Origin of the sequence: Paracoccus sp. TD-10, assembly GCF_048270675.1 — a bacterium.
GTDB classification, from domain to species: Bacteria; Pseudomonadota; Alphaproteobacteria; order Rhodobacterales; family Rhodobacteraceae; genus Paracoccus; species Paracoccus pantotrophus.
On record NZ_CP182418.1, the window covers coordinates 29,294 to 46,357 of the forward strand.

Annotated in this window: 16 protein-coding genes and 1 pseudogene; 9 read left to right on the top strand and 8 right to left on the bottom strand. The window is 68.6% G+C overall.

Features of this window, described 5'->3' with window-relative positions:
• Positions 1–21 precede the first annotated feature (21 nt).
• The 7 genes from ACNKFW_RS00125 to fliF form a co-directional block, all read right to left on the bottom strand.
• Positions 22–3,117, bottom strand: a complete 3,096-nt coding sequence (locus tag ACNKFW_RS00125) for an efflux RND transporter permease subunit (RefSeq protein ID WP_418024409.1) — start codon at positions 3,115–3,117, stop codon at positions 22–24.
• Positions 3,114–4,214, bottom strand: coding sequence for an efflux RND transporter periplasmic adaptor subunit (locus ACNKFW_RS00130; protein ID WP_147427389.1), 1,101 nt, complete (start codon positions 4,212–4,214; stop codon positions 3,114–3,116). The genes ACNKFW_RS00125 and ACNKFW_RS00130 overlap by 4 nt, the downstream gene beginning before the upstream one ends.
• The gene (locus ACNKFW_RS00135) at positions 4,211–5,266 is read right to left on the bottom strand and encodes an efflux RND transporter periplasmic adaptor subunit (protein ID WP_147427390.1); all 1,056 of its coding nucleotides are present in this window, start codon (positions 5,264–5,266) and stop codon (positions 4,211–4,213) included. The genes ACNKFW_RS00130 and ACNKFW_RS00135 overlap by 4 nt, the downstream gene beginning before the upstream one ends.
• Positions 5,267–5,399: 133 nt before the next feature.
• On the bottom strand, positions 5,400–6,158 hold the full coding sequence (fliP, locus tag ACNKFW_RS00140) for a flagellar type III secretion system pore protein FliP (protein WP_024842704.1): 759 nt from the start codon (positions 6,156–6,158) through the stop codon (positions 5,400–5,402).
• On the bottom strand, positions 6,155–6,412 hold the full coding sequence (locus ACNKFW_RS00145; protein ID WP_024842705.1) for a FliM/FliN family flagellar motor switch protein: 258 nt from the start codon (positions 6,410–6,412) through the stop codon (positions 6,155–6,157). Before ACNKFW_RS00145 ends, fliP begins: the two co-directional genes overlap by 4 nt.
• 2 nt (positions 6,413–6,414) lie before the next feature.
• The gene (locus ACNKFW_RS00150; RefSeq protein ID WP_024842706.1) at positions 6,415–6,975 is read right to left on the bottom strand and encodes a hypothetical protein; all 561 of its coding nucleotides are present in this window, start codon (positions 6,973–6,975) and stop codon (positions 6,415–6,417) included.
• Positions 6,972–8,540, bottom strand: a complete 1,569-nt coding sequence (fliF, locus tag ACNKFW_RS00155; protein ID WP_147427391.1) for a flagellar basal-body MS-ring/collar protein FliF — start codon at positions 8,538–8,540, stop codon at positions 6,972–6,974. The genes ACNKFW_RS00150 and fliF overlap by 4 nt, the downstream gene beginning before the upstream one ends.
• Positions 8,541–8,654: 114 nt before the next feature.
• On the opposite strand from fliF, the gene ACNKFW_RS00160 reads away from it, so the two are divergent.
• Complete coding sequence (locus ACNKFW_RS00160; protein WP_024842708.1) at positions 8,655–9,137, top strand: flagellar basal body-associated FliL family protein; 483 nt, start codon at positions 8,655–8,657, stop codon at positions 9,135–9,137.
• Positions 9,138–9,319: 182 nt separating this feature from the next.
• Here ACNKFW_RS00160 and ACNKFW_RS00165 read toward each other — a convergent pair whose 3' ends face one another.
• Positions 9,320–10,276, bottom strand: a complete 957-nt coding sequence (locus tag ACNKFW_RS00165) for an IS5 family transposase (RefSeq protein WP_147427392.1) — start codon at positions 10,274–10,276, stop codon at positions 9,320–9,322.
• A gap of 102 nt (positions 10,277–10,378) precedes the next feature.
• Between ACNKFW_RS00165 and ACNKFW_RS00170 the strand changes: the two genes are divergently transcribed.
• The 8 genes and pseudogenes from ACNKFW_RS00170 (at position 10,379) to ACNKFW_RS00205 (ending at position 16,658) form a co-directional block, all read left to right on the top strand.
• Entirely contained in the window at positions 10,379–10,657 is a 279-nt protein-coding gene (locus tag ACNKFW_RS00170; RefSeq protein WP_244314566.1) for a hypothetical protein, read from the top strand.
• Positions 10,650–11,192 (top strand): MotE family protein, encoded by a 543-nt coding sequence (locus tag ACNKFW_RS00175; RefSeq protein ID WP_024842710.1) that lies wholly within the window; start codon positions 10,650–10,652, stop codon positions 11,190–11,192. The genes ACNKFW_RS00170 and ACNKFW_RS00175 overlap by 8 nt, the downstream gene beginning before the upstream one ends.
• 8 nt (positions 11,193–11,200) lie before the next feature.
• Complete coding sequence (gene motA, locus ACNKFW_RS00180) at positions 11,201–12,067, top strand: flagellar motor stator protein MotA (RefSeq protein WP_024842711.1); 867 nt, start codon at positions 11,201–11,203, stop codon at positions 12,065–12,067.
• Positions 12,068–12,072: 5 nt separating this feature from the next.
• A complete protein-coding gene (locus ACNKFW_RS00185; RefSeq protein WP_244314605.1) occupies positions 12,073–12,336 on the top strand; it encodes a hypothetical protein in 264 nt (87 codons plus the stop codon).
• 95 nt (positions 12,337–12,431) lie between these two features.
• Positions 12,432–14,417, top strand: a pseudogene (locus ACNKFW_RS00190) (flagellar biosynthesis protein FlhA).
• Positions 14,414–15,172 carry a flagellar biosynthetic protein FliR gene (locus ACNKFW_RS00195; RefSeq protein ID WP_147427394.1) on the top strand — a complete coding sequence of 253 codons (759 nt, stop codon included), beginning with the start codon at positions 14,414–14,416 and terminating at the stop codon, positions 15,170–15,172. The pseudogene ACNKFW_RS00190 and the gene ACNKFW_RS00195 overlap by 4 nt, the downstream one beginning before the upstream one ends.
• Positions 15,169–16,275 (top strand): flagellar type III secretion system protein FlhB, encoded by a 1,107-nt coding sequence (gene flhB / locus ACNKFW_RS00200; protein WP_024842715.1) that lies wholly within the window; start codon positions 15,169–15,171, stop codon positions 16,273–16,275. Before ACNKFW_RS00195 ends, flhB begins: the two co-directional genes overlap by 4 nt.
• The gene (locus tag ACNKFW_RS00205) at positions 16,272–16,658 is read left to right on the top strand and encodes a hypothetical protein (RefSeq protein ID WP_024842716.1); all 387 of its coding nucleotides are present in this window, start codon (positions 16,272–16,274) and stop codon (positions 16,656–16,658) included. The genes flhB and ACNKFW_RS00205 overlap by 4 nt, the downstream gene beginning before the upstream one ends.
• Positions 16,659–17,064 lie beyond the last annotated feature (406 nt).

Consider the following 17,064-nt stretch of genomic DNA (forward strand, 5'->3'; position numbering starts at 1 on the left):
CACGCCTTCGCCCTTGGGGTCTTATTCCTGCGCGGCGGCGCGGGCGCGGTCCTCGGGGTCGGGCATCGGGTCGCCCTGGGGCGGGCGGACCCGGAACACGGCGCAGTAAAGCGCCGGGACGAAGATCAGCGTGACCAGCGTGCCGGCGATGATACCCCCCATCATGGCAAAGGCCATCGGCCCCCAGAACACCTGCCGCGAGATCGGGATCAGCGCCAGGCTGGCCGCCGCCGCCGTCAGCAGGATCGGGCGGGCGCGGCTGTCCGATGCCTCGAAGACCGCGTCCCATCTGGCATGGCCGCGCGCGATCAGCTCCTGGATCTCATGCACCAGGACGACCGAGTTGCGGATCAGGATGCCGATCAGCGCCAGGATGCCCAGGATGGCGACGAAGCCCATCGGCACGCCGAAGGGCAAGAGCGCCGCGACCACCCCGATCAGCCCCAGCGGCGCGGCGGCAAAGACGATCAGCGACAGCCGGAAGCCCTGCATCTGCACCATGACCAGCGTCGCCATGATCAGCAGCATGATCGGCACCACGGCCGCGATGGGCTCTTGGCTCTCGGCCGAGGTCTCGACCGTGCCGCCGACGACGACCTTGACGCCGGGCGGCAGGCCGGCCTGGAAGCGCGCGACCCTCTCGGCCAGCGCCTCGACCAGCGTGGCGGGCTGGTCCTTGCTGGCGATGGCGGCCTTGACCGTCACCGTCGGCAACCCGTCGCGCTGCATGATCAGCGGTTGCTCGGTATCGTATTCCAGCTTGGCCAGCGAGGCGAGCGGGATCGGCATCCCCGTCGGCGTCGCCAGCTGCAGGTTCTGGATCGAGGCGAGCGATTCGCGATCCGCCTGCGAGCCGCGGGCAACGACGTCGATCAGGAAGATCCCGTCGCGCAGCTGGGTGATCGTGCGGCCGCTGAAAGTGCCCGACAGCGCGCCCGAGATGTCCTCGTTGGTCAGGCCCAGCCGGCGGGCCTGGTCCTGGTTCACCTCCAGCCGCACCACGCGGGCGGGCTCGTTCCAGTCCAGCGCGATGTCGCGCAGCCGCGGCTCGGTCGCCAGCACCGCGGCCAGTTCGCGCGCCGCGTCGCGCGCCTGCTCGGGGTCGGGCGACGAGACGCGGTATTGCACCGGCTTGCCCACCGGCGGCCCGATTTCCAGGTTCTTGACATAGATGTCGGTGCCGATCAGCTCGCGCCCGGCGAATTCGACCAGCCGCGCCTTGAGCCGGTCGCGCGCCGCCAGGTCCGGGGTCTGGATCACGATCTGGCCCATATAGGGGCCGGGGGTGGGCACATCCATCGACAGGATGAAGCGCGGCGCGCCGCGGCCGACATAGGTGGTCCAGAACAGCGCGTCCGGCTCCTCGGCCAGCATCGCCTCGATCCGGGCCATGTCGGCATCGGTCTTGGCGATCGAGGCATTGGCGCGCTCGGTCACGTCCACGATGATCTCGGTCCGGTCCGAGGTCGGGAAGAACTGCTGCTCGACGAAGCGCATGCCCACGACCGAAACCGCGAACACGGCCAGCGTAATGGCGATGGTCAGCCATTGGTGGCGCATGCCCCACAAGAGCAGGCCGTGGAACTGCCGGCGCAGCCAGGTCGGCCGTTCGGATTTGTGCGCCATGGTCGCGGGCAGCAGGGTGACGCCCAGAAGCGGTGCGAACAGCACGGCGACGATCCAGCTGACGATCAGCGAAACCGCGATCACCACGAACAGCGAAAAGGTGAACTCACCCGCCGCCGAGCTGTTCAGCCCGATGGGAATGAAGCCCGCCACCGTGACCAGCGTGCCGGTCAGCATCGGGAAGGCGATGGAACTCCAGGCATGGCTGGCGGCGCGCTCCAGGCTGTCGCCGACCTCCAGCCGCGAGATCATCGTCTCGATGGCGATCATCGCGTCGTCGACCAGCAGCCCCAGCGCGATGATCAGCGCCCCGAGCGAGATGCGTTGCAGCGTGATGCCATAGATGTCCATCACGATGAAGGTGATCGCCAGCACCAGCGGAATGGTCAGCGTCACCACGAAGCCGGCGCGCAGGCCCAGGCTGACGAAGCTGACCAGCAGCACGATGGCCACCGCCTCGGCCAGGGCCTGGACGAAATGGCCGACGGCCTCGTCCACCACATGCGGCTGGTCGGCGAACTTGGCCATCTCGATGCCGATGGGCAGGCCGCGGGCCACCTCAGCCATCAGCGCATCGACCTCCTGGCCGAATTCCAGGATGTTGCCGCCCTCGCGCATACCGATCTGCAGGCCGATGGCCTCCTTGCCGTTATAGCGAAACAGCGCGCTCGGCGGATCCTCGTAGCCGCGGGTCACGGTGGCCACGTCGCCGATGTTGAAGAAGCGGTCCCCGACCCGCAGGTTCACCGCCGCGATCGCGGCTGCATCGTCGAACTGCCCGCCCACGCGCACCAGCACCTGCTCGGGCCCGGCCTGCACGATGCCCGAGGGCGAGATGGCGTTTTGCAGCGCCAGCGTCTGCACCACCTGGTTGTGGTTCAGCCCCATCGCCGCCAGTCGGGCCGAAGAAAACTCCAGGAATATCCGTTCCTTGCGCACCCCCAGAAGCAGGGTCTTGCCCGCCATCGGCAGGGCCTGGACCTGCTTGCGGATATCCTCGACCCGGTCGCGTAGCTCGCGCTGGGTAAAGCCGTCCGAGGTGAAGGCATAGATATTGCCGAACACGTCGCCGAAATCGTCGTTGAACTGGAAGCCCTGGAACTCCTGCGGGAATTCCGGGCGGATGTCCGACATCATGTTGCGCACGCGCTTCCAGACCTCGGGCACCTGCGGCCCGCGGATGGTCGGATCCAGCTCCAGATAGACCACCGACTGCCCCGGCATGGTGACCGAACGGGTGAATTTCAGCTCGTCCAGTTCCTCGAGCTTGGTCTCGATCCGCGTCGTGACCTGCTCCAGCGTGTCCTCGATGGTGGCGCCGGGCAGCGAGGCGCTGATCACCATGATCTTGATGGTGAAATTCGGATCCTCCTCGCGGCCGAGGCGCAGATAGCCCAGCGTGCCCGCCACCATCGAGACGATCAGCAGGAACCACACCAGCGAACGGTGATGCAGCGCCCAGTCGGACAGGTTGAAGCCGCGGTTGGTCATGGTTTCACGCTTGGTCCCACGGATTGGCCTTCGGTCAGGGAATGGATGCCGCGGATCACCACCTCCTCGCCCTGGGCCAGGCCCGAGACGACGGTGACGCGTCCGCCGATCGGCGGGCCCTGGGTCTCGATCCGGCGCAGGGCGACCGTGCCCTGGTCGCCGTCGCGGCTGACCACCCAGACATGTTCGGCGCCGTCGCGTTCAAGGATGGCTGCCTGGGGCAGGACCAGCCGCGCGGCGGCGGCGCCGGCGGGACGCGCCCGCACCAGCGCGCCCAGGCGGAAATCGGCATCCTCGCCAAGCGCCAGATGGATGCGCCGGGTCCGGGTCGCGGCATCCGCCACCGGTTCGATCTGCGAGACCGTCGCCGGCAGGATGCGACCGGGGTCGTTTTCCGTCCAGACCTCATAGGGATCGCCCTGCCCCACGCGCGACAGCACGACATCGGGCAGGTCGATCACCGCCTCGATGCCGTCCTGGGTGGACAGCCGCAACACCGGCTCTCCGGCGCTGACCACGGCGCCGGCATTCACGAAAACCGCGCTGACCACCCCGTCGAAGGGCGCGCGCATCTCGGCGAAGCCTTCGGCGTCGCGGGCCTGGATCAGTTCGGATTGCGCCTGCTGCTCGGCGGCCTGCGCCGCGACCAGCGCGCGTTCGGCCTGTTCCAGCTGCGCGGTCGAGGCGACGTTGCGCCGGGCCAGGGCCCGCGTGCGCTCGGCCGTGGCCTGGGCGGTGCGCAGCTCTACCTGCGCCGCCTCGACCGCGGCCTGGGCGGCGCGGACATCGCCCTGCAGGTCGTCGGGATTGAGCGTGGCCAGCACGTCGCCCCGGCGGACGACATCGCCGACATCGGCATTGCGCGCCGTCACCCGGCCCAGGGTCTGGAAGCCCAGGGCGACCTCGATCCGGGCGGCGATCACGCCGGGGATGGAATGGCCGGCAGCCTGGGCATCGCTGACGAGGAGGCTGGCCACCGGGCGCGGGGCCGCGGCGGTCGCCTCCTGGGGTTTCTGCCAGGGCAGCGGGAAACCGGCCGCGCCGCCGGCAAGCGCGACCAGCACCAGCAGCGCCGGAATCAGGGCCTTGCGCATCATTCCTGCCTCGCTGCCGCATCCACGACCGCGCGGCCGGGGTAAAGCATCTGCGCCCCCGCCCCGACCACGGTCTGCCCAGGCTCCACCCCGGCGCCCAGGATCACCGTGCCATTGGCGAATCGCTCGATCCGGACCGGCGCCAGCGAGACGCGGTTGTCCGCCCCCACCAGCCAGACGGCCGGCTGGCCCTCCGCCGAGGTCAGCGCCGTCCAGGGCACGGCGATGCCGCTGCCCGCGGGGAAATGCACCGCCCCCCGCACCGCCGCGCCCAGCAGGCTGGCGGTGGGCGGAGCGTCCTCGATCTCGGCCCGCACCGTGACCGAACCGGTGGCGGGATCGACCAGCGGCGCGATCTCCGTCACATGCGCGGTCATGTGCAGATCGGGAAAATCGATGCCGGTCAGCGTCACCGGCGCGCCGATCGCACCCTGCAGCAGCGGCGAATCCGGGCTTTGGAACACCGCCTCGCGCCCGGTCGCCGAAGCCAGCGAGATCACCGCCTGCGCCGCTCCGACGATCTGCCCCGGCTCGGCCCGGCGCGCGGTGACGATGGCATCGGAGGGCGCGCGGATCACCGTATCCTCCAGCGCACGCTGGGCCTGGCCCAGGGCCGTGCGCGCCTGCGCCAGCCCGCCCCTGGCCGCGGACAGGGCCTGGCTTGCCGCATCCAGCGCAGCCCGTGTGCCCACGCCACGCTTCAGCATCGCATCGGCGCGCTGAAGCGCCTGGTCGGCCTGGGCCTCGGCCGCCTCGCCAGAGGCGACCGCCGCCTCGGCCACGCGCAGCGCCTGTTCCTGTTGCAAGGGATCGGTCCGGGCCAGCGGCTGGCCCCGGCTGACCCGATCGCCTTCGCGCACCAGCACTTCCACGACGCGGCCGCCCAGCCGAAAGCCGATATCGACGCTGTCCTTGGCATGGATGGTGCCGGTCAGGGCGGCGTCGAAGGTCAGCTCGGCTTGCTCGACCTGCACGAACTCCACGCGGAGCGGAGCCTGAGCCAGGACCGGCGAGGCCGCAAGAATCGCCAGGATCAGCCCAAGCAGGCGGAGCATCGCCCTGCTCCCATCTGGTTTGCTGTCCGTTTCCGGTCGGATGTTCAAGTTCGCAGCTCCTGGAATATCGGAACGACATGACCTTGCGAATGCGCCGGCCCCAGCTGGCGCGGAACGCGCGGTGAACGGTTTGTTATTGATAGCTTCGCACCAGCGCGGCCGCAATCATGCCCCAGCCGTCCACCACGACAAAGAAGGCCAGTTTGAAGGGCAAGGCCACCACCACCGGCGGCACCATCATCATGCCCATCGACATCAGCACAGCCGAGACCACGAGGTCGATGATGAGAAAGGGCAGCGCCACCAGGAAGCCGATCTCGAAGGCGCGCTGGATCTCGCTGAGCATGAAGGCGGGGATCAGCACCGACAGCCGGTCGGGCGATGCCTGTGGGTCGGGGGCAATCTCGGCCAGGGTGGCCAGCATCTCGGGGTCGGTGCGATGCTCCATGAAGCCGCGGAAGGGGACGATGCCGCGCTGGAACGCCTGCTCGACGGTGATCGCGCCGTCGCGCAGCGGTGCGCCCGCGACCTGCCAGGCCTCGGTCAGCACCGGGCTCATCACGAACCAGGTCAGGAACATGGCCAGGCTGACGATCAGCATGTTCGGCGGCGATTGCTGCAAGCCCAGCGACTGGCGCAGGATCGAGAGCACCGTCACGATGAAGGGAAAGCAGGTCACCATAATGGCGATGCCCGGCGCCAGAGACAGCGCCGTCATCACCGCCAGCAGCGTGATCGCATGCCGGCCGATGCCGCCGGCGACGGCTTCGAGGCCCGCCCCGTCGAGGCCCGCCCGGTCGATCAGCGGCAGATCCTGCGCCGCCGCGGCCTGCGGCAGCAGCAGCAGCAGGGCCGCAAGGACCGGGGCAAGGACAGGCACCAGCCTGATCACGATGCGCCTGCCGGGCCGAGGATGCGGACACAAAGCCGGTTGTCGGTCTCATCGCCCGAGACGAGTTCGCCCCGCGCGATGACCTTGTCGCCGACGCAGATCTCGACGCCGTCCGACATGTCCTGGTCCAGGGTCAGCACGTCGTCCGGCCGCAGGCGCGACAGCTCGGCGACGGTCAGTTGCGTGCCGCCCAGCCGGATGGCGATTTCCACCTGGATCTGGTCGGTGGCAATAAGGCTGGCAAGATCGTCCATGATCAGTCCCCGGTCTTGATGTCGTCGATGATGGCCTTCAGTTCCGCGCAAGCCGCCGCAGGATCGAAGAGGATCGTGCCCTGGCCCGCGACCAGCTCGACCATCTCCCGCCCCGGCGGCAGGTTCTCGATCCGCACCTGGGGAAACTGCCCGCGGCCCAGGCAGTCGGCAAGGTCGGGTTGCAGGTCTTGCGGGCAACGGACCACCAGCGCGCGGTCCGGCGCGTGTTCGACGATCCGCGCCACCTCATCGGCCAGGGCCAGCCGCAGCCGCTCCCTTTGCGAGCGCGGGCCAAGCACATCCACCAATGCATGCAGCACCGGCGCCAGCGCCTTGCGAAGCTCGGCGCGCAACGCGACCTCTTTTTCCTGGCCGATCCGCATGTCGCAGCGCAGGTCGGCCAGCGCCTGGGTCAGCGCATCCAAGCTGGCCTCGCGTCCCTCGGCCAAGCCCTTTTCATAACCGCATTGAAAGGCTTCCTCGCGCTCGGCCGCGGGTGCCAGCCCACCGGCACCCGCGGCGCCCAAGGAAAAGGAATCAAGCCGAAGCGCGGCGGGGCTCATAGCGCATCCTCACGTTTCTCGATCCAGCCCGACAGGATCTGCAGGCTTTCGTCCTTGCGCGATTTCATCAGATCCTTGAGCCGGGTGACCGGATCGCCGTCCTCTGCCCCCATGGGCGTAAAGTCGATCTCGGGCACGACATTGGCCTGGGACGGAGGAGGGCTGCCCTCGGCCCTGGCAACCGCAAGCGCCGCCGGAGGTTCGGAATGGTCCAGCATGGCCTGCGCCGGATGGCCCGCGGGCCTCGAGCGCAGCAGCGGACGCAGCAGGAAGGCCGCCAGCGCCAGCGCGAAAAGGCCGACCAGCGCGATGCGGATCAGCCCGTTCAGGTCCAGCCTGGACAGCAGGCCGCCGGTTCTGGCCAGGGTGCCCGCCTCGGAAAGCGAGGCGAAGGCCAGCGATTTCACCGTGATCGCATCGCCCCGCGCCTCGTCGAAGCCCACGGCCGAGGCGACGAGTTCGCGGATCGCCTGAAGCTCGGCCTCTTCTCGCGGCACCAGCATGGTTTCGCCATTGGCCTCGGTCCGGGCGGTGCCGTTTACCAGCACGGCGACGGTCAGGCGGCGGGTGGCGCCGGGCTGGCGTGTCACCTCGCGCGTGACCTTGCTGACCTCGAAATTCGAACGCTGGCGGGTTTCCGACCGCGAGGAGCGGCCTTGGTCGCCGGCATTCTCCTGGCCTTCGGGCAGGTTCGACGCGGCCGTAACCGCGCTCTGCTGCGCATTGCTGCTTTCATCGGCGCTTTCCTCGCTTTCCTGCGAGATCAGCGCACGCTCCTGCGGGTCGAAGCGTTGCTCGGTCAGGAACTCGGATTCGTTGACCACGTCCAGGTGCAGTTCGACGATGGCATTGCCATGGCCGACATGCGCGGCCAGGATGCGCTCGACATTGCGCTTCATCTCGGCCTCGCGGTCCTCGCCGGCGAAATCCTCGCCCGAGGAAATGACGCCGCGTTCGCTGTCGATCACCGCCACACGGTCCGCCGACATGCCCGGCACGCCCGAGGAGACCAGGAACTTCAGCGCCTTGGCCTGGCTGCGGTTGATCGGCGTGCCGTCGGTCGTCAGCGTGACCGAGGCGGTCGCCTCGGCCTCGCGCCGATAGCCGCGGCCCTGCGGCACGGCCAGGTGCACGCGCGCCGCCTTGACGTTCGGCAGGGCCAGGATGGTGCGCGCCAGCTCGCCCTCCTTGGCGCGCCAATAGGCAGCGTCGAACATCTGCGAGGTGGTGCCGAAACCCGACATCCCGTCCAGGATTTCATAGCCCTTGCCGCCGGCCGAGGGCAGCCCCTCGCCGGCCAGCATCATGCGCAATTCGTCGCGCCGGCTTTCCGCGACCCAGATCGAATCGCCCCGGATCTGGTAGGGGATGCCGGATTTCTCGACCGCGGCCATGACCGCGCCGGATTGCTGCGAATCCAGCCCCGAATACAGCAGCGCCATGCCGGGCCGGCTGGCCAGCCAGGAAAGCCCGGCAATGGCGGCAAAGGTGAACAGGAAGGCAGCCGCCAGCACGGCCCTTTGTCTTGCGCTTCTTTCGCGCCAGTAGTCCTGCAGCTTCAGCAAAACCGTCCCCTTCGAATCGCCGTTATCCTTGTCGCGACCTTCATGGCACGGGGGCGATTAAGAATTGGTTAGCCCGCGGGTGTTATCCAGTCCCCGGACGGACGGAGAATCACCATGACCGATGTCGCCGACATCAACGCGGAAGAAAAACCCGGCGGGGGGATCGGGCGCATCCTGCTGCCGCTGGGGTTGGCCCTGGTCCTGGGCGGGGCGGGCTTTGCCTCGACCTGGCTGGGATTCTGGTCGCCCCTGTCGCTTCTGGGGCCGAAGCCGGAAAAGGTGCAGACCATGACCGCGCCGGCCGTGGCCTTCGTCGATATTCCCCAGATCGTGCTGACGCTGGCCGGGCCACGGGGGCGGACGCTGGTGATGACGGTCAAGATCGAGACCGACCAGAACCGCCGCGCCGAGGTCGAGCACCTGATCCCGCGCCTGCTGGACAGCTTCAACGGCTTTCTCACCGACATCGACCCAGCCGCTTTCGAGAAACGCGGAATATTGGACATCGTCCGGGACGAGCTGGCGACGCGCGCCGTCTTCGTCCTGGGCAAGGAGGCGTTCACCGATGTCCTCATCACGGAGTTCAGGATCCAATGACGATTGCCCAGCTTTTACAAGTCGTTCTGATCACCTTTAGGATCGTCTGAACTACCGCTTCGGCTTCGCGGATTTTCGGGCAGAGGCGGTCTGACGAGGGCACGTCGACCGGGTATGCCGACGATTTCCGGGTATCGGCCCGTTCGAAGGGCCGGGATCGGCACCTGTGGGCAGACTCCACCTCATGCCAGCAGCCTTCGTCGGACGAGGAACAGGTTGCCGAGGGCGAACAGGGTGAAGAGCTGAGCACGGTTCTTTGCAAGCCCGCGGTAGCGGGTCTTGAGATACCCGAACTGCTGCTTGATTACCCGGAAGGGATGCTCGACCCGAGCGCGCACCCTGGCGATGACCCGGTTGATGTCCGCGTCGACGGGATGCAGCGCACCGCCCCTTGGCGCCTTGCGCATGACGCCCCAGAACTTGCCCGGCCCGGAGAACGCGGCCTCCCGCGCCGCGCTGACATAGCCCCTGTCCGCCCAGACTGATGTCTCCCCGCCGTGCAGGAGCGCGTCCCAGACCTGGCTGTCATGGACCTTCGCCGTCGTCGTCTCGAGGCTGTGCACGATGCCGCTGTCAGCATCGACGCCCACATGCGCCTTCATGCCGAAGTACCAGGTATTGCCCTTCTTCGTGGATGACATCTCGGGGTCGCGGGCCTTTGCCTCGTTCTTGGTCGACGAGGGCGCGTCGATGATGGTTGCGTCCACCAGTGTCCCGGAGCGCAGCGTGATCCCCTGATCGGCCAAATGGCTGTTCACCTCGGCGAACAGCTGCTCGGTCAGTCGGTGCTTCTCCAGCAGGTGGCGGAAGTTCAGGATCGTGGTCTCGTCGGGGATCCGATCGTCGCCAAGCTCGATGCCCGCGAACTGCCGCATGGCGTCGCTGTCATACAGTATCTCCTCGGCCAGCGGATCGCTCAGGGCGTACCACTGCTGCAGGAAGTAGACCCGCAGCATCGTCTCCAGCGGCATCGGGGGTCGCCCGCCCTTCGGCCCAGCCTTGGGGTAGTGCGGCTCGATCAGTGAAAGGAGGCGGCTCCACGGCACCACAGCCTCCATCTCGGCGAGGAACTTCTCCCGCCGCGTCTGCTTCTTCTTCATCGATTGGCGGAGGCCGGGAAAGGCAGGCTGCTTGGGCATCGGGGCGCATCCTCTGATGTCCCGCCCAGTCTACCTCAAGGCGCGCGAGGCGCGAGGTTTTTCAGACCTTCCTTTACCATCGGGCTGTCGGCATTCTGCTTCATGCTGGCCCGCCGGCTGCGCAAGCTGAACGACCTGGAGACCGGCCTGGGCGGCGCCATCGCCGTCATGACCAGCGAGATCGGCCGGCTGGAGAAATCCATCCTGCTGGCCAAGGCCGAGGCCACCGCAGCGACCCAGGCCCTGGCCGAGGAGATCGAACGCGCCAAACAGGAGCGCGCCTTCTGGATGCTGCAACAGAAATTCGCCGAGCCCGGCCCGCAGCGGTCAAACCGGCTGCAACGCCGCCGCCGGCGCGAAGGGGCGGTGGTGGATGCGTAGGCCGGTCCTGTCGATCCTGGGCGGCGTGATGATCCTGGCCGCGGCCGGCCAGGCGGCGATGCTGATGGATGGGCTGTCGCGGCTGTCGGCCCATGCCGTGCCGTCCGAGCTGATGGCCGGCTGCTCCGATGTCCCCGAGGCGGTGGCCCTGGCCGAGACGCTGCGCGAGCGCGCCCTGCGCATCGACCGCTACATGCAGGACATCGAGCGGCGCAAGGCCGAGATCGGCGCGGCCGAAAAGCGGCTGACCGAGCGGCTGGTCGAGCTGCGCAAGATTAGGCAGCAGATCGCCCAGAACAGCCGCGGCCAAAGCCAGGCGCAGACCGAGGACATCGCGCGGCTGATCGCGGTCTACGACCAGATGAAGCCGGAACAGGCGGCCATGGTCCTGTCGAACCTGCCGCCGGATTTCGCCGCGCAGATCCTGGCCCGCGTCCAGCCGGAAACCGGTGCCCGCATCATGGCCTCGGTCGAGCCGGGCCATGCCGCGGTCCTGACCTCATACATGGGCGCCCTGCGGGCCGCCGGGAAGTAGGTGAACAGATGTTCGGCATGATCGGCATTGTCGTGACCTTCGCGATGGTCTTCGGCGGCTATCTCCTGGCCGGCGGAAAGCTGGGGGTCATCCTGCATTCGCTGCCCTTCGAGATGATGATGATCGGCGGGGCGGCGATCGGCTCGTTCCTGCTGTCGAACGAGACGGCGGTGATCAAGCAGGCGCTGGGCGGCATCGGCCGCTCGCTCAAGGGGCCGCGCTGGCATGAATCCGACGTGCAGGACGTGTTGTGCCTGCTGTTCCAGCTGCTGCGGATCGCCCGCGCCAGCCCTGTCGAGCTGGAGGAGCATATCGAGAGCCCCGGCGCCTCGCCGATCTTCCAGGCCTATCCGCGGATCCTGGCCGACGAGCATGTGGTGACGCTGATCGCCGACACGCTGCGATCCGCCAGCCTGAACTACGACGACCCCTATCAGGTCGAGGAGATGCTGTCGCAACGCATCGGCCTGATGAACGAGGAATCCATGCACGCGCCCCACGCCTTGCAGAACATGGCCGACGCGCTGCCGGCGCTAGGGATCGTCGCCGCCGTCCTGGGCGTGATCAAGACCATGAGCTCGATCGACCAGCCGCCCGAGGTGCTGGGCAAGATGATCGGCGGGGCCCTGGTCGGCACGTTCCTGGGCGTGTTCCTGGCCTATGCGCTCGTCGCGCCCTTCGCCCAGCGGCTCGGGGCGGTGACCAAGCAGGACCAGGCCTTCTACGACGTGATCAAATCGGTGCTGATCGCCGGCCTGCACCAGCATGCGACCAATCTTTGCGTCGAGGTGGGCCGGCAATCCGCGCCCGAACATGTCCGCCCCTCGTTCGGCGATGTCGAGAACGCGCTGCGCGAACTGAAGAGGGCATCGTGATCGCAATGCTGATCCTGGCCGCGGCATTCGCCGCCGAGCCCGTCCCGGCCGGGCTACCGACCCGCGACGGCCTGATCCGCGAGGCGACCGACCGGCTGCTTTACGGCGAGCAGCTGCCGGCGGACATGGGCGACCGGCTGATGCGGCTTTCGCCCGCGGACCGGATTGAGGTCCTGATCTTTCTCAGGCGGTCGGGCATGCTGGCCGGACCGGCCTGGAGCATCGAGCGCCTGCTTGAGCCCGCCAGACCCCAGGGAGCCCAGGAATGAGCATTGCCGAGACAGGCGCAGGCACGGGCTGGGCCGCCCGGCCGCTGATCATCACCGGGGTCTTGCTGCTGATCGTGCTGTCCATGGTCATCCCCATGCCGGCGCGGCTGCTGGACCTGGGAATCGCGCTCTCCATCGCCAGCGCGACGCTGATCCTGGTCATGGCCTCGCTGGTGGAGAAGCCCACCGATTTCCAAGCCTTCCCGGTCCTGCTGCTGGTCTCGCTGCTGATCCGGCTGTCGCTCAACATCTCGTCGACCCGGCTGATCCTGACCGACGGACAAAGCGGCACCGCCGCCGCCGGCCACGTAATCCAGGCCTTTGCCGAATTCGTCGCCGGCGGCTCGCTCCTGGTGGGGCTGACGGTCTTTGCTGTGATCACGGTGGTGAACTTCATGGTCATCACCAAGGGGTCGGGGCGCATGGCCGAGGTCTCGGCCCGCTTCGCGCTGGATTCGCTGCCCGGCAAGCAGCTGGCCATCGACGGCGACCTGAACTCGGGCGCCATCGACCATGACGAGGCCAAGCGCCGCCGCGCCCGCGAACAGCGCGAGATCAGCTTCTTCGGCTCGCTCGACGGCGCGTCGAAATTCGTCAAGGGCGATGCCATCGCCGGCCTGGTCATCACGCTGATCAACCTGTTCGTCGGCCTGGCCGCGGGCGTGCTTTTGCACGGCATGCCCCTGGGCGAGGCGATGAGCACCTATTCCAAGCTGACCATCGGCGACGGGCTGGTCAGCCAGGTTCCGGCGCTGATCACCTCGATGGCCGCGGCTCTGCTGCTGTCGCGCGGCGGCGCCACCGAGACGACGGCAGACCTGCTGTCGCAGCAATTCCTCAGCAACTGGCAGGTTCCCTTCATCAGCGCGGCGGGGATGCTGGTCATCGGCCTGGTCCCCGGCATGCCGACGCCGGTGTTCTTCGGCCTGGCGGCGGTGCTGGGCACGACGGCCTAGTTCATCCGCACCCGCCAGGACCGGCCGGCCCCCAGGGTAGCGCCGGACAAGCCCCGGAGCGCAGCGCCCGCGCCGACCCGCATCGGCGACGTGCTGGACACCGACGAGATCTGCGTCGAGATCGGCGCGGGCCTGATCGTCAGCGCGCTGGACCCGGCGCGCGGGCTGGGCCAGCGCATCACCAACCTGCGGCTGCATGTCGCCCGCGCCTACGGGCTGATCCTGCCCGATGTCCGCATCACCGACGGCACCGGCTTCCAGGACGGCGAATATGTCATCCGCCTGCACGGGGTGGTGCGCGGCAAGGGCGTCCTGCGGCCGCAGGGCGTGTTGGCGCTGGGCGCGGAATCCACGCTCGAGGGGCTTGCGGGCGAAAGCGTGCGCGAACCGGTCTACGGCAGCGCCGCGCGCTGGATCGCGCCGGAATGGCAGGACGAGGCGGCGATCGCAGGCGCCACGGTCGTCACCCCGATGGAGGTGCTGTCCACGCATCTGATGGAGGTGGTCAAGACCAACCTGCCCGCGCTTCTGACCCTGTCCTCGATGCAACGCATGATCCGCGAGCTGTGCGGCGTGTCGGACGAGCATCGCGCCCAGGTCAACCAGCGCTTCTTCGACAGCATGGTGCCCGACAAGGTGTCGCCCGAGATGCTGCTGGCCGTGCTGCGCGGTCTGCTGGAGGAACGCATCTCGGTCCGCAACCTGGTTCTCATCACCGACGCGGTTCACGAATCGCGCAACGCCGCCTCGCCCGAGGCCGTCTATGAACAGGTCCGCAAGCGGCTGCGCGGCCAGATCACCGAACAGTTCCTGGATCAGGACGGTTATCTGGGGTTGCTGCAACTGCATCCGCAATGGGAGGCCGAGATCGCCCGCAACGAGGCCGAAGGCGCCAGGGCCGGGACCAATGCCGTCCCGCAGATCCAGAAACGCCTGGCCGAAGCCGTGCAGGCCACCCTGGCCGAGCTGCCGCCCGGCCTGGAGGTGGTGCTTGCCGTGCCCGACCATCGCCGGCGCCTGGTGCGGATGATGCTGACCTCGGCCGGGATCGCGACACCGGTGCTGGGGCTGGACGAGATCGACCCCGCCGCGCAGATCCGGCTGCGGGGGACGGTGGCGCCATGACGCAATTCCTGGCCGATCCGCGCCTGGCGGCCATGCTGGCCGCGCTGATGCTGACCTATTGCCGGGTGCAGGCCTGTTTCGCGATGCTGCCGGTCTTCTCGGAGCGCGCCCTGCCGGTGCGGGTGCGCACCGCGCTGGCCATGGCGGTCACGCCCCTGCTGGCGGAGAGCGCGCGGCCCCTGGGGGACATCGGCAGCCTGCTGCACCTGGCCGCCCTGGCCGGGGCCGAGATCCTGACCGGGCTGGTTCTGGGCGGGCTGGTGCGGCTCTTCGCGGTTGCGCTGGACATCGCGGCGACGGCCATGGCCGCGACCGCATCGCTGTCGCAGCTGATCGGCGCCGCCAACGAATATTCCCCGCATCCGATCGGCAACCTGCTGCACCTGGCGGGCCTCGCCCTGCTGATGGCCCTGGGCTTTCCGATCCTCGCCTTCGATCTCTTGCGCGAAAGCCTGGTGCTGCGGCCTCTGGGCGACTGGCCGCAGGTCTCCGAGGTGCTGTCCAGCGCCGTCGCGCTGGTCCGGCAGGGGTTCGTCCTGGCCATGCTGTTGGCGGCCCCGTTCATCCTGGGCGGATTCCTGTTCCAGGTGCTGTCGGGCATGATCAGCAAGGTCATGCCCACGCTGCCGGTCGTCTTCATCGTCGCCCCCGGCGCGATTCTGCTGGCCCTGCTGGCGCTGGTCGTGCTGGCGCCCTCGATCCTGCCGATCTGGGCCGACGCGGTCCTTGGCAAGATGGGAACGCTGCTGCGATGAGCCGGGAAAGCAACGACGACAAGCAGTTCGACGCCTCGGAAAGCAAGCTGCGCAAGGCACGGCAGGAGGGCGATGTCCCGCGCTCGGCCGAGCTGCAATCGGCGCTGATGTATCTGGGCTTCTGGTTCGCGGCGCTGTTCGCCACCGCCTGGGCCGCGCCGGCCTGGATCGGCATGGCCGCGCGCGCGCTTGGCGCCGAGCCCTGGCCCGAGGGCGCGGGCCGCGCCGTCACCGACCTGGCCCGCGCGCTGGCGGGACAGGCCGGGCTGGCGACCCTGGCCGGGGTCGCGATCATGGCCTTGCCGATCCTGCTGGGCATGGTGGCCCAGGGCTCGGTCGTACTGACGCCCAAGAAGCTGCTGCCGGATTTCAAACGCATCAACCCGGTCAGGAATGCCGGCCAGAAATTCGGCAAGAGCGGGCTGGTGGGTTTTGCCATATCGCTGGGCAAGGCGCTGCTGGTCGGGGTGGGCGGCTGGTTCCTTTACGCCTCGCTCCTGTCCTGGCTGATGGCCTCGGGCGGCATGCAGGATCTACAATGGATCGAGGGGCTGGGCCTGATCCTGCGCCGGGCGGTGCTCTTGGCGCTGGGGATCGGCGCGGTTTTCGCCGTCATCGACCTGATCTGGAAGCGCCTGGAATATCTCAGGCGGCACCGCATGTCCCGCCAGGAAATGCAGGACGAGCACAAGGAGAATGAGGGCGACCCGCACCTGAAGGCCGCGCGCCGGCAGAAGGGCATGGACATCGTGCTCAGCACCATGCTGGCCGATGTCGAAAAGGCCGATGTGATCATCGTCAACCCGACGCATTTCGCCGTGGCGCTGGAATGGAAGCGCGGCAGCGGCCGGGCGCCGGTCTGCCTGGCGAAAGGCGTGGACGAGGTCGCCCGCCGCATCCGCGAGCGCGCGCAGGAACACCAGGTGCCGGTCTGGTCGGACCCGCCTTGCGCCCGCGCATTGCATGCCACGGTCGAGATCGGGTGCGAGATCAGGCCCGAGCATTTCGCCCCGGTCGCCGCCGCGATCCGCTTTGCCGAGGCCATGCGCAAGAAGGCGCGCGAGGGCTGGGGCAGCGCCCCCCGCCGCCGGGAGGAAGGATGAGACAGGGCCGCGATGCGCTGGCCGGGCTTGAGCGGATCGCCCGGCTCAAGGCGGATATGGAGATGCGCCGCCTGGCCGCCTTTCGCGCCCATGTCGAGGCGATCCGCCACCAGATCGACCGGCTGGAGGCCGAGCTTCAGGCGATCTATCGCACCGACCAGCCGTTTTCCGTGGCCGAGGCGCGGCTGACCAACCTGCTGGCGCGGGAACGCAGCCGGGCGCTGCTGGCCGCCGAGGAAGAGCTTGCCCGGATCCTGCCCGGCTATGAACAGGCCCGGCAGGCGGCGGCGCGCGAATTCGGCCGCGGCGAGGCGGTGCAGGCGCTGCGAAAGGACCTGGTCGCGCGGGCGCGGCGCGACAGGGCGCGGCGGGGCAGCGGATGACGGCACGGGCCTGCGACAAAACGCCGCTTGCCCGGCAAGGCGGAGGGCAGAGACCCGCCCTGGCCGGCAGGCCGCCACGGCCGGAGGCAAGCGCGCCCAGGTCGGCCCGGTCCCGGCCGGTCAAGCGTCCCGCCTTGCCCGACGGCCGGCCGGGCCGCGGCGGCGACCCTGGCCGGTACCGGAGCCCCGCGCAGGCGAATCACGCCAAGCGGGCACGGCACCTGAGAATTTTTCTCGCCGCCGCGGCCTTCCCATCCTGCCGGCGCACAGCGATGCGGGCCGGAAAAGAATGCGCCGCTTCTTCAGGTTTTTGCCGCCCGCGTCACAAGGCCCCCGGCAAAGGCGATTCGTTATTGATCCAAGGGGAATGCTGGGCCAATCAGGCCACACTTTTAGACATATTGCG